General features: G+C 61.6%; 10 protein-coding genes. 7 read left to right on the top strand and 3 right to left on the bottom strand.

What is annotated here, in order from left to right; translation table 11 throughout:
• Positions 1-55 precede the first annotated feature (55 nt).
• Both guaB and guaA read left to right on the top strand, forming a co-directional pair.
• Entirely contained in the window at positions 56-1525 is a 1470-nt protein-coding gene (guaB, locus tag JFT44_RS13445) for an IMP dehydrogenase (protein ID WP_198830804.1), read from the top strand.
• 81 nt (positions 1526-1606) lie between these two features.
• Positions 1607-3184, top strand: a complete 1578-nt coding sequence (gene guaA, locus JFT44_RS13440) for a glutamine-hydrolyzing GMP synthase (protein WP_017134673.1) — start codon at positions 1607-1609, stop codon at positions 3182-3184.
• Positions 3185-3263: 79 nt separating this feature from the next.
• Here the strand turns inward: guaA and JFT44_RS13435 are convergent, their stop codons facing one another.
• The 3 genes from JFT44_RS13435 to treR form a co-directional block, all read right to left on the bottom strand.
• Complete coding sequence (locus JFT44_RS13435) at positions 3264-3575, bottom strand: hypothetical protein (RefSeq protein WP_057437965.1); 312 nt, start codon at positions 3573-3575, stop codon at positions 3264-3266.
• An 88-nt stretch (positions 3576-3663) separates the two neighbouring features.
• Complete coding sequence (locus JFT44_RS13430) at positions 3664-4434, bottom strand: APH(3')-II family aminoglycoside O-phosphotransferase (RefSeq protein ID WP_198830803.1); 771 nt, start codon at positions 4432-4434, stop codon at positions 3664-3666.
• A 22-nt stretch (positions 4435-4456) separates the two neighbouring features.
• Positions 4457-5161: a trehalose operon repressor gene (gene treR, locus JFT44_RS13425; protein ID WP_057960558.1), complete on the bottom strand. Its 705-nt coding sequence runs from the start codon at positions 5159-5161 to the stop codon at positions 4457-4459.
• A 200-nt stretch (positions 5162-5361) separates the two neighbouring features.
• Here treR and treP point away from each other — a divergent pair, with 200 nt between their 5' ends.
• The 5 genes from treP (at position 5362) to JFT44_RS13400 (ending at position 12851) form a co-directional block, all read left to right on the top strand.
• Positions 5362-6804 (top strand): PTS system trehalose-specific EIIBC component, encoded by a 1443-nt coding sequence (treP, locus tag JFT44_RS13420; protein WP_198830802.1) that lies wholly within the window; start codon positions 5362-5364, stop codon positions 6802-6804.
• Between the two features lie 119 nt (positions 6805-6923).
• Positions 6924-8570, top strand: coding sequence for an alpha,alpha-phosphotrehalase (gene treC, locus JFT44_RS13415; protein WP_120731751.1), 1647 nt, complete (start codon positions 6924-6926; stop codon positions 8568-8570).
• A gap of 72 nt (positions 8571-8642) precedes the next feature.
• Positions 8643-9863, top strand: coding sequence for a carbohydrate porin (locus JFT44_RS13410; RefSeq protein ID WP_057444517.1), 1221 nt, complete (start codon positions 8643-8645; stop codon positions 9861-9863).
• A gap of 169 nt (positions 9864-10032) precedes the next feature.
• Positions 10033-12564 (top strand): phosphoenolpyruvate--protein phosphotransferase, encoded by a 2532-nt coding sequence (gene ptsP / locus JFT44_RS13405; protein WP_198830801.1) that lies wholly within the window; start codon positions 10033-10035, stop codon positions 12562-12564.
• Positions 12565-12566: 2 nt separating this feature from the next.
• Positions 12567-12851, top strand: coding sequence for a PTS transporter subunit EIIB (locus JFT44_RS13400; protein WP_198830800.1), 285 nt, complete (start codon positions 12567-12569; stop codon positions 12849-12851).
• Positions 12852-12903 lie beyond the last annotated feature (52 nt).

The following is a 12903-nucleotide window of genomic DNA, read 5'->3' as shown; positions in this document are numbered from 1 at the left end:
AGAGGTGTCTGAGTATAATGACGCGCTTCCATTTTCCCGCTCGGGAGCCCCCGCGATGCTGCGTATCAGCCAAGAAGCTCTGACATTCGACGACATTCTCTTAGTGCCCGGTTATTCCGAGGTGCTTCCTAACGAAGTCAGTCTCAAGACCCGCCTAACCCGTGGCATCGAGCTGAATATTCCCCTGGTTTCCGCTGCCATGGACACCGTCACTGAAGCCCGTTTGGCAATCGCCATGGCTCAGGAAGGCGGCATCGGCATCATCCACAAGAACATGACCATCGAGCAGCAAGCTGCCGAAGTGCGCAAGGTCAAGCGTTACGAAGCCGGTGTGGTGAAAGATCCAATCACCATCGAAGCCGACGCCACCGTACGCGACCTGTTCGACCTGACCCGCCTGCACAACATCTCCGGTGTTCCCGTGCTGCATGATGGCGACCTGGTCGGCATCGTCACTTCCCGTGACGTGCGCTTCGAAAACCGTCTTGAAGTCACCGTCCGTGAAGTGATGACGCCTAAAGAGCGCCTCGTCACGGTCAAGGAAGGCGCCGACAAGAACGATGTGCGTGAACTGCTGCACAAGCACCGCATCGAGCGCGTGCTGATCGTCGACGACAAATTCGCCCTCAAAGGCATGATGACCGTCAACGACATCGAAAAAGCCAAGGCTTACCCGCTGGCCAGCAAGGATGACCAAGGTCGTCTGCGCGTTGGCGCCGCCGTTGGTACTGGTAAAGACACCGGCGACCGCGTTGCGGCCCTGGTCGCTGCCGGGGTTGACGTGGTGGTAGTCGACACCGCCCACGGTCACTCCAAAGGCGTGATCGACCGCGTGCGCTGGGTCAAGCAGAACTTCCCTGACGTACAGGTGATCGGCGGCAACATCGCCACCGGCGCAGCGGCCAAGGCCCTGGCCGAAGCGGGCGCTGACGCGGTCAAGGTCGGTATCGGCCCTGGCTCGATCTGCACCACGCGGATCGTCGCCGGTGTGGGCGTGCCGCAAATCAGCGCCATCGCCAATGTTGCCGCTGCCCTTGAAGGCACTGGCGTACCGTTGATCGCCGACGGCGGCATCCGTTTCTCCGGTGACCTGTCCAAGGCCATCGTAGCCGGTGCCTCCTGCGTGATGATGGGCTCGATGTTCGCCGGTACCGAAGAAGCACCAGGCGAGATCGAACTGTTCCAGGGCCGTTCGTACAAGGCTTACCGTGGCATGGGTTCGCTGGGCGCCATGTCCCAGGCGCAAGGTTCCTCCGATCGTTACTTCCAGGACTCCTCGGCAGGCGCCGAGAAGCTCGTACCGGAAGGCATCGAAGGCCGTGTGCCGTACAAGGGCACCCTGAGCGCCATCATCCATCAGATGATGGGCGGCCTGCGTTCCTCGATGGGCTACACCGGCAGCGCCGACATCGAAGAAATGCGCACCAAGCCAGAGTTCGTACGGATCACCGGCGCCGGCATGGCTGAATCCCATGTCCACGACGTGCAGATCACCAAGGAAGCGCCAAACTACCGCGTAGGTTGAGGCTTCCAGCAAAACGTTAAGTAACCGGGGCTGTTCTTTCAGCCCCGAGTTGTTTCTGATTCATTAGACGAGACTGACTTCATGGCCCTCGACATTCACGCCCACCGCATCCTGATCCTCGACTTCGGTTCCCAGTACACCCAACTGATCGCCCGCCGCGTGCGTGAAATCGGTGTGTACTGCGAACTGCACCCGTTCGACATGGATGACGAAGCGATCCGCGAATTCGCCCCTAAAGGTGTCATCCTGGCCGGTGGCCCCGAGTCCGTGCACGAAGCCAACAGCCCGCGTTGCCCGCAAGCGGTGTTTGACCTGGGCGTGCCGGTCTTCGGTATCTGCTACGGCATGCAGACCATGGCCGAGCAACTGGGCGGCAAGGTTGAAGGTTCCGAACTGCGTGAATTCGGTTACGCCCGTGTCGACGTGGTCGGCAAGAGCCGCCTGCTGGACGGCATCGAAGACCACATCGACGCCGACGGCCTGTTCGGCCTCGACGTCTGGATGAGCCACGGTGACAAGGTCACCAAGATGCCGGAAGACTTCCACATCCTGGCCAGCACGCCGAGCTGCCCGATTGCCGGCATGTTCAACGACGAGCGCGGCTACTACGGCGTGCAGTTCCACCCGGAAGTGACCCACACCAAGCAGGGCGGCCGCATCCTGTCGCGCTTCATCCTCGACATCTGCCAGTGCGAAGCCCTGTGGACCCCGTCGAAGATCGCTGAAGACGCCATCGCCAACGTGCGTGCCCAGGTCGGTACTGACAACGTCCTGCTCGGCCTGTCCGGCGGCGTTGACTCCTCCGTAGTTGCTGCGCTGCTGCACAAGGCCATCGGCGACCAACTGACTTGCGTATTCGTCGACAACGGCCTGCTGCGCCTGCACGAAGGCGAGCAAGTGATGGCCATGTTCGCCGAGAACATGGGCGTCAAGGTGATCCGCGCCAACGCCGAAGATCAGTTCCTCAACAACCTGGCCGGCGAGTCCGACCCAGAGAAGAAGCGCAAGATCATCGGTCGCACCTTCATCGACGTCTTCGATGCCCAGTCCAACAAACTGGACAACATCAAGTACCTCGCCCAGGGCACCATCTACCCCGACGTGATCGAGTCGGCCGGCGCCAAGAGCGGCAAGGCCCACGTGATCAAGTCCCACCACAACGTGGGTGGCCTGCCTGAGGAAATGAACCTCAAGCTGGTAGAACCGCTGCGCGAACTGTTCAAGGACGAAGTCCGCCGTCTGGGCCTGGAACTGGGCCTGCCGTACGACATGGTCTACCGCCACCCATTCCCAGGCCCGGGCCTGGGCGTGCGCATCCTCGGTGAAGTGAAAAAGGAATACGCCGACCTGCTGCGTCGTGCCGACCACATCTTCATCGAAGAACTGCGCAAGGCCGACTGGTACCACAAAGTCAGCCAGGCCTTCGTCGTGTTCCAGCCGGTGAAATCGGTTGGGGTGGTCGGCGATGGCCGTCGCTACGCCTGGGTCGTGGCCCTGCGTGCCGTAGAAACCATCGACTTCATGACCGCCCGCTGGGCACACCTGCCGTACGAACTGCTGGAGACTGTCAGCGGCCGTATCATCAATGAAATCGAAGGTATCTCGCGCGTGACGTATGACGTGTCGAGCAAGCCGCCGGCGACGATTGAGTGGGAATGATCAGGCGTCCGGCACTGACCGGCACCCGCTAGCAAAAAGTACCCTGAAGCCCGCTTAATTGCGGGCTTTTGGTAATGGGTTACCGGCGGCCTTCGCACACCGGTGATTCGCCGATGCGGCCTTCCTTGCACAGGTCGATGTTATCTGTGCGCTTGAAGCCGGCGTCTTTCATGCAATAAAACTGCGTGAGCACCTGGTCAATCGGCGTCCTGTCCCCTGTCCCTGTCAGGTTGATATAGCCGCAGGCGGTCATAGCACTCTTGACGCCTTCTTCAGACACTCCGTTCTTCTTCCAATTGGTAAATTCCGGCGGCGGAGGTTGAAAGCCCCTGCCTGTGCAGCCAATCAATAACACAGCGCAAAAACTCAGCAACAGGCTCTTCGTGAGCATGGCGTTCTTCCTCATGGTTTGGCTCGGATATCGTATGCGTCGTATCAGCGAGCTTGTCGAGGTAGTGTCGAGGGCTGCTCAGGAGTAACTAGAAAAACTCATCCAACAGGCAGTAAAAAGCCATTCGCTGCTCATCAGGTTCCACACCATACCTCTCAAAGAACGGCCTGACCCATTCCTGCCCCAAGTTGCGCTCGACACTGCGGGCCGCCAGGGCCAGATCTTGATAACGGTCACTGACCCCCAGGCGGCCGCAGTCGATAAAACCACTGAAGTGACCGTTCGCTGCCATGAAGTTCGGCAGGCAGGCGTCGCCGTGGGTTACCACCAAGTCATGGATGGTGGGCCGTGTCGACAGGAGTTCGGCGAATACATCGGTGGCGCTACGTCCCAATCGCTCATCGTCGAAGTCCGTTACATCAATCAGCCCGGCGTTGATATGTGCCTGGGCGACGGTGATGCGCAGTTCCAGGGTGTGATCGAAGGGGCATTGCGCCACGGGGATCTGGTGCAATGTACGCAGGGCGGTGGCCAGGATGTCGATGATCTGCGCGGCAGAAAGGTCACTGCTACTGGCCAGGTCCTGTCCCGGGATGGCGCTCATCAGCAGCCAGTGGTGATGGTTTTCCTGCACCTCGTCCAGCACCACCGGCGCCGGCAGGCCCTGCTGTTGCAGCCAGTGAAGGCGCTCGATTTCATCGGCAAGCTCGGCGTGTTCTACGAGGGGCTCGGCCTTCAGGAACAGGTCCGTGCCGTTGTCCCTGCGTAGCCGGAAGACGTCAGCCCGCGACTCGCCGATGGCCTGCTGCTCGATCAGCGCATGGGGGAACTGTTCACGCCATTTGTTTGGAATATTCACAGGGCTTTTCCTTTTTTCTGCTTCAGCGCCGTGCGATATCCGAGAAGTAAAACTTATCCAGCGTATGCCGCGACTCGGTGTATTCGAACTGCCGCCCGTCCTGCAAAAATGTCTGGTTGCTCACCACAATCACATGGCTCTGGCCGTCGAGGTCCAGGTGCGCCTGGTCGTCCTTGCTGCGGGGCAGGGCTTCGATGGTGCGCTGGGCGTAGCTGATCTGCAGATGCAGGGTCTGTTCGATGAAGGCGTAGATCGACTGCTCGGCAATCGCCTGGTCCAATCCGGGGATCAGTTCGGCGACGAAGTGGTTGATGTCGAGGATCACCCGTTTGCCGCCGATGCGCCTTACCCGCTTGATGCGGGTAATCAGGGTGCCGGGCTCGGCCTCGATATGTTGCAGCAGCGAGCCTTCCAGCGGGAGTTGGGTGAACTCGACCACTTCGGTGCGTACGTCATCGCCCAGGTCGGCGTGGGTTTCGTGGAAGCTGACGATGCCGCCCAGTTGAAACTCAATCGGGTTGGGCGACAGCACGAAAGTGCCCTTGCCATGGATTTTTTGCGCGAACCCACGCTCCTGCAATTGCTCGATGGCCCGGCGCACGGTGCCACGGCTGGCCTGGTAGGTGTCCATCAATTCGGTTTCGGAGGGCAGGCGCGTGCCGCGTTGCAGGCGTTCGGTGGTGATGCTGGCAAGCAGATCGGTGTAGATCTGGTTGTATTTACTCATGGAGAGGGCTCTGTGCCGCGTTTGCTTTCAAGGCAGGAACCTTAGTGGCAGAGGCGGGCTTTGTCCATTGGCCCCTTGGAAAGCGGTGGGCGACTATTTTTGTAACTCGTACAGACGAGTTGTTGCTTTAACTCGTCTGTACGAGTACTTTTGCCCTCGGCATGCTGCCAATAACAAGAATCTAAAGTGGAAGAACAAGCATGAGCCACGACTATTCCAACATCGCCCGCGAGATTCTCCAGAACCTCGGGGGCAGCGATAACCTTGAGCAGGCGGCCCACTGCGTGACGCGCCTGCGCCTGGCCCTCAAGGACCCGAGCCTGGTCAACGGCAGTGCGTTGAACCAGGTCGACCTGGTCAAGGGCTCGTTCTTCACCGGCGGTCTGTTCCAGATCGTCATCGGCCCCGGCGAAGTCGAAAAGGTCTACGCCGCCCTACGCGAGCAGACCGGCCTTGCCGCCGCCACCATTGCCGACGTGAAGAAGAAGGGCGCCGACAAGACCAACGCCATGCAGCGCCTGGTGCGGGTGTTCTCCGATGTGTTCATGCCGATCCTGCCGGCGCTGATCATTGCCGGCCTGCTGATGGGCATCAACAACCTGATGGGCGCCAAGGGCATGTTCATCGAGGGCCAGACCTTGCTCGAGGCTTATCCGAACCTGGATGGCCTGTGGAGCCTGATCAACCTGATGGCCAACACCTCGTTTGTGTTCCTCCCGGCGCTGGTGGGCTGGTCGGCGGCCAAGCGCTTTGGCGGCAGTGAAATCCTCGGCATCGTGCTTGGCCTGATGCTGGTTCATCCGGACTTGCTCAACGCCTGGAACTACGGCAAGGCGGTGGCCGGGCTCGACGGCCAGAGCCTGCCGTACTTCGATATTCTGGGCTGGTTCCAGATCGAGAAGGTCGGCTATCAAGGCCAGATCCTGCCGATCCTGATGGCCGCCTACGTCATGAGCATGATTGAAAAATGGCTGCGGGCGCGGGTGCCGAATGCCATCCAATTGCTCGTCGTGCCGATCACCACCATCGTCGTCACCGGCGTGTTGGCCCTGGCAATCATCGGCCCGGTGACCCGGCACCTCGGCATCCTGATCACCGAAGGCGTGGTCACTCTGTTTGACCTGGCGCCAATGGTGGGCGGGGCGATTTTCGGCCTGCTGTATGCGCCGCTGGTGATTACCGGCATGCACCACATGTTCCTTGCCGTGGACCTGCAGCTGATCTCGACCCAGGGCGGCACGTTTATCTGGCCGATGATTGTCATGTCCAACCTGGCCCAGGGCAGCGCGGCCCTCGGGGTGTTCTACATGAGCCGCAATGCGCGGGACAAAAGCATGGCCTCGACCTCGGCGATTTCCGCTTACTTCGGCATCACTGAACCGGCGATGTTTGGGGTGAACCTGCGCTTCAAGTTCCCGTTCTATGCCGCCCTGCTGGGCTCGGCCCTGGGCAGCATTTTCCTCTCGCTGAACAAGGTGCAGGCCTCGGCCATCGGCGTGGGCGGCCTGCCCGGATTTATTTCGATCGTGCCGCAATCCATCGCGATGTTTGTGATCGGCATGGTCATCGCGATTGTCGTGCCGTTTGTTCTGACCTGTGGGTTGAGCATGAAAATTGTTCGGCCGGGTTATCGCGTCGCCTGATAGATCGCCATCGCAGGCAAGCCAGCTCCCACATCTGGAATGCGTTCCTCTGTGGGAGCCGGGCTTGCCCGCGATGAGGCCCGCAAGACCAGCACACCACTCTACTGAAGGAGCCCACCATGCAAGACTGGCAACACTCGGTGATCTACCAGATCTACCCCAAAAGCTTCCACAGCCATGCGGGTAACGCCACCGGTGACCTGCTGGGCATCGTGGACAAACTCGACTACCTCCAGTGGCTGGGCGTCGATTGCCTGTGGATCACCCCGTTCCTGCGCTCGCCCCAGCGCGACAATGGCTATGACATCAGCGACTACTACGCCATCGACCCCAGCTACGGGACCATGGCCGACTGCGACCTGCTGATCAGCGAAGCGGCCAAGCGCGGCATCAAGCTGATGCTCGATATCGTGGTCAACCACACCTCCATCGAGCACGAGTGGTTCCAGCAGGCGCGCAGCAGCCTCGACAACCCGTACCGCGACTTCTACATCTGGCGCGACCAGCCCAATAACTGGGAATCCAAGTTCGGCGGCTCGGCCTGGGAATACGAGGCGCAGACTGGCCAGTACTTCCTGCACCTGTTCGACCACACCCAGGCCGACCTCAATTGGGACAACCCCAAGGTGCGCGCCGAAGTCTACAAACTCATGCGCTTCTGGCGTGACAAGGGCGTGGGCGGCTTCCGTCTGGACGTGATCAACCTGATCTCCAAGCCGGCGGATTTTCCCGAAGACAACAGCGATGGCCGGCGCTTCTACACCGATGGGCCGAATGTGCATGCCTACCTGCAGGAAATGCACCGCGAAGTGTTCGAGGGCCACGCGCTGATCAACGTCGGCGAGATGTCCTCCACCAGCCTCGAACACTGCATTCGCTACTCGCGACCAGAGTCGAAAGAGCTGTCGATGACCTTCAACTTTCATCACCTGAAAGTCGATTACCCCAACCTGCAAAAGTGGGTGCGCGCCGACTTCGACTTCCAGCAACTCAAACGGATTTTCTCCGACTGGCAACTGGGCATGCAGGCCGGTGGCGGCTGGAACGCGTTGTTCTGGTGCAACCATGATCAGCCGCGGGTGGTCTCGCGCTTTGGTGATGACGGCGAGCACCGCGTGGTCTCGGCCAAGATGCTCGCCACGGCCTTGCACTTCCTCCAGGGCACGCCGTTTGTGTACCAGGGCGAAGAGCTGGGCATGACCAATCCGGGCTTCGACAGCATCGAGCAGTACCGTGATGTCGAGACCCTCAACATCTACCGCCTCAAGCGCGATGCCGGTGAGTCCGAGGCCTCGAGCATGGCTGCGATCATGCAGAAATCCCGCGATAACGGCCGTACCCCGATGCAGTGGGATAGCCAGGCCAATGCCGGTTTCAGCCGCGCTGAACCGTGGATCGGCATCCCGGCCAATGCGGCGCAGATCAATGTCCAGAGCCAGCTGGATGACCCGGATTCGGTACTGCATCACTACCGTGCGCTGATCGCCTTGCGGCGCCTTGAGCCGCTGATTCAAGAAGGCGTCTACCGCCAACTGCTGCAAGACCACGACAAGGTCTGGGCGTACCTGCGTGAAGGCCATGGCGAGCGTCTGTTGGTGCTGAACAACTTCTATGGCCAGCCCTGCGAAATCCAGTTGCCCAACAACCTGATCAGCGCGGCGAGTGAGCAACGCCTGCTGATCAGCAACTACCCCGACTGCCCGGTACCCACGGACACGGTCATCTTGCGTCCTTACGAGTCTTTTGTGCTGCACCTGACCGACTGAAACATCCCCTTTTCAGGCGCCGGCTTGCCGGCTCCGACAGGGAAAAAATAAGAAAAAATAATGGAGCGCTTCATGAAAACAACAATAAAGCTGGGCCTCGTTGCATCCTGTCTGACCCTGCCCCTGGCGGCGCATGCCCTGGAATTTGCCGGCTACCTGCGCAGCGGCGCCGGCACCTCGACCGGCAGCGGCCCGCAGCAATGTTTCCAACTGCCGGGCGCCCAATCCAAATACCGCCTGGGCAACGAATGCGAACAATATGCCGAGCTGGAGTTGCGCCAGGACCTGTTCACCCTGGATGACGGCTCGGTGCTGAGCGTGGATGCCATGGCCTCGCTGTACAACAAGTACGACCGCGAGCTGAAGTTCCAGGGCGAAAACAACGGCTCGGCGCGCATGCCGCAGATGTATGCGCAGTGGTCGAATATGCCTAGCCTCAATGGCGGCTCATTGTGGGCCGGCCGGCGCTACTACAAACGTAATGACATCCATATTTCCGACTTCTACTACTGGAACCAGAGCGCCACCGGCGGCGGCATCGAGGACGTGCTGATCGGCGATCTGAAATACAGCTACGCCCTGTCGCGCAAGGACAACCTGTACCAGAAGGAATACGCCACCCGTCACGACTTCAACGTCGCAGGCTTCAAGACCAACCCCGGCGGCGAGCTGGAGCTGGGCCTGAGCTATATCGAACAGGCGGGCGGGCGCGACACCCACAGTGGCTGGGCCCTCACTGCGCAGCATGTGCAGGCCGCGTTCCTCGGTGGCAAGAACAAGTTCGCCCTGCAGTACGGCGAAGGGCCGGGCACTGGCCTTGGCTACACCGGCAACACGGCACTGGAGCGCAGCAGCAAAAGCTACCGCGCGGTGGAGTTTTTCGACTGGCAAGTGACCCCGCGTTTTGGCGGCCAGGTCGAGGCGGTGTACCAGAAAGACGTGCGCCCCGGCAGCCAGGACCAGACCTGGATGTCCATCGGTGTGCGCCCGGCGTATGCCATCAGCGAGCAGTTCAAGCTGGTCACCGAACTGGGGCATGATCAGGTCGACGCCAGCGGCGGCACACGCAAACTCAGCAAATTCACCTTCGCCCCGACCTGGTCGCCCAAAGGCCCGGATTTCTGGGCGCGGCCGGAGGTGCGTTTGTACTACACCTATGCCACCTGGAACGAAGCGGCCAAGCGTGCGGCCAACGAACTGGCGGCGGGTTCGGCGTTGTCCGACACCGGCTCCTATGGCACCGCGCGGCATGGCTCCAACTTCGGTGTGCAGGTCGAATACTGGTGGAAATAAACACCGGCTTTATGTGGGAGCCGGGCTTGCCCGCGATACCGGCGGCTCGGTGTTCCAGTGCAACCGCATTGATGCAATCGCAGGCAAGCCAGCTCCCACTGGGGCCCATTTCACCCCGGGATTTGTACTCGGCCGATGATTTTTACAGAACCAAACAGCAGGTGATGTCATGACCACAACTCAACCCCTGGAACTGCTGGCGCCCCTGGCGGGTGTGCTGTTGCCCCTGGACCAGGTGCCGGATCCGGTGTTCTCCAGTCGCCTGATCGGCGATGGCGTGTGTATCGACCCCACCTCGCAGACCCTCTGCGCGCCGCTGGCCGGGGTGATCAGCAATGTCCAGGACAGTGGGCATGCGGTCAGCGTCACCGACGACTACGGCGTGCAGGTGCTGATGCATATCGGCCTGGATACCGTGAACCTGGCGGGCAAGGGTTTCACCCGGCTGGTCGAGGAAGGCCAGCGGGTTGAGGCAGGTCAGCCGTTGATCGAGTTTGATGCCGACTTTATCGCGCTCCATGCCCGCAGCTTGCTGACCCTGATGCTGGTGGTCAGCGGCGAGCCATTTGTGCTGCTGGCGACGGACACCGGGCTAGTCACCGCCGGGCAACCGTTGCTGCGGGTGACCCCGGTAATCCGTGCGGCCAACGACGAGGAAGAGGAGGGCGACGCACTGTTTTCCAAACCCCTCACGTTGCCCAATGCCAACGGCCTGCATGCCCGCCCGGCGGCGGTGCTGGCCCAGGCGGCCAAGGGCTTCAATGCGAGCATCTGCCTGCACAAGCAAACCCAGAGCGCCAACGCCAAGTCCCTGGTGGCGATCATGGCGTTGCAGACGGTGCAGGGCGATACCTTGCAAGTCAGCGCCGCGGGGCAGGACGCCGAGGCGGCGATTCAGGCGCTGGTCGCGCTGTTGCTGGAGGGCTGTGGCGAAACCGTAGCGGTGCTGGCCGAGGAGGTTAAACCGGTCGCGCCGTTGTCGTCGGCGAGCGTGTTGCGCGGCGTCTGTGCGTCGCCCGGTTCGGCGTTTGGCCAAGTGGTGCAGGTGGCCGAGCCGCAGCTGAATGTGCCTGAAGAGGGGGCTGGCGAGGCGCTGGAACGGGCCACCCTGGAACGTGGCTTGCGCGCTGCAACCCAGGCGCTGCAGGCGTTGCAGGACAAGCCCGGCGGCAGTGCCCAGGTAGAGATTTTCCGTGCCCATCAGGAATTGCTCGAAGACCCGACCCTGCTTGAACAAGCCCACGCCCTGCTCGCCAAAGGCAAGAGCGCCGCGTTTGCCTGGAACAGCGCCACACTCGCTACCGCCGGGCTGTTCGAGCAATCAGGCAGCCCCCTGCTGGCCGAACGCGCCGCCGACATGGCGGATGTTGGCCAGCGTGTGCTCAAGCTGATCCTCGGGGTTCAAGACGGCGCCTGGGAGTTGCCGGAGCAGGCCATCCTGATTGCCGAGCAATTGACCCCTTCGCAAACCGCCAGCCTCGATCCGGGCAAGGTGCTGGGGTTTATCACCGTGGCCGGAGGGGCCACCAGCCACGTCGCCATTCTTGCTCGCGCCCTGGGCTTGCCGGCGATGTGCGGTGTGCCGGCCCAGGTCCTGGCGTTGCCCGATGGCAAGCCCGTGTTGCTGGACGCCGACAAAGGCGAACTGCACCTCGACCCGGACCTGGCAGTGATCGAGACGCTGCGGGCTGCGCGCGAGCAGCAGGTTGTGCGCCGCCAGCGCGATCTGCAGCAGGCCGCCTTGGCCGCCATCACTCGCGATGGTCATCATATTGAGGTGACCGCCAACGTCGCCTCGCTGCAGGAGGTTCAGCAAGCCCTGGTCCTGGGGGCTGAGGGGGTCGGGCTGTTGCGCTCGGAGTTTCTCTACCTGGACCGCAACCGCGCGCCGAGCCCGCAGGAACAGGCCCAGACCTACAGCGCCATTGCCGGTGTCCTGGGCACCGAGCGCAATCTGGTGGTACGCACGCTGGATGTGGGCGGTGACAAACCCTTGGCCTATGTGCCGATGGACAGCGAGACCAACCCCTTTCTTGGCCTGCGCGGCATTCGCCTGTGCCTGGAGCGCCCGCAACTGTTGCGCGAGCAGTTCCGCGCAATCCTTGCCAGCGCGGGCCTGGCGCGGCTGCATATCATGTTGCCGATGGTCAGCCTGTTGTCGGAGCTGCATCAGGCCCGGCAGATCCTCGAAGAGGAAGCGCTGAACCTGGGGCTTACCGAGCTGCCGAAGCTGGGGATCATGATTGAGGTGCCGTCGGCGGCATTGATGGCGGATGTGTTTGCGCCCCATGTGGATTTTTTCTCGATCGGCACCAATGACCTGACCCAATACACCCTGGCCATGGACCGCGACCACCCGCGCCTGGCCAGCCAGGCCGACAGCTTTCACCCGGCGGTGCTGCGCCTGATCGCCACCACGGTCAAGGCCGCCCATGCCCATGGCAAGTGGGTGGGTGTGTGTGGCGCGCTGGCATCCGAAACACTGGCGGTGCCGATGTTGATCGGGCTGGGGGTGGACGAGTTGTCTGTCAGCGTACCGTTGATCCCGAGTATCAAGGCCACCGTGCGTGACCTGGACCTGGCGGACTGCCAACTGATCGCCCACCAGGTGTTGAATCTGGAAGAGGCCGCCCAGGTGCGCGAGGCCCTGAGCCTGTACCACGCAGCAACCGTCGAAACCTCATTGGTTGTGGAGAACTGAATATGTTCGAGAAATTGCAGCAGGCGTTCTGGAAAGCCCTGACCCCGGACCTGGTGGCGGAAACGCTGGTTGCCGAGCCGAAGGCTGACGGCATGTTGGCGCCGGCGGTGCTGAGTGCATTGGGCGGGGCGGCGAATCTCAAGACGCAGCAGCGGGTGGCGTTGACGCGGACCCGCGTGCAGCTACAGGACCCGGCGCTAGTGGACGAGGCGGCGCTGAAGACGGCGGGTATCACGGCGGTGATGGTGCTGGCGGGCGGGGTGGTGCATCTGATCACTGGCCTGTAGAACACCACAAAATAAATGTGGGAGCGGGCTTGCCCGCGATAGCGGTGGGTCA

This window comes from Pseudomonas sp. MF5691 (genome assembly GCF_016405645.1).
Taxonomy (GTDB): Bacteria; Pseudomonadota; Gammaproteobacteria; order Pseudomonadales; family Pseudomonadaceae; genus Aquipseudomonas; species Aquipseudomonas shahriarae.
The sequence above is the reverse complement of the archived record's forward strand: the minus strand, read 5'-3'. Positions and strand labels throughout refer to the sequence as shown.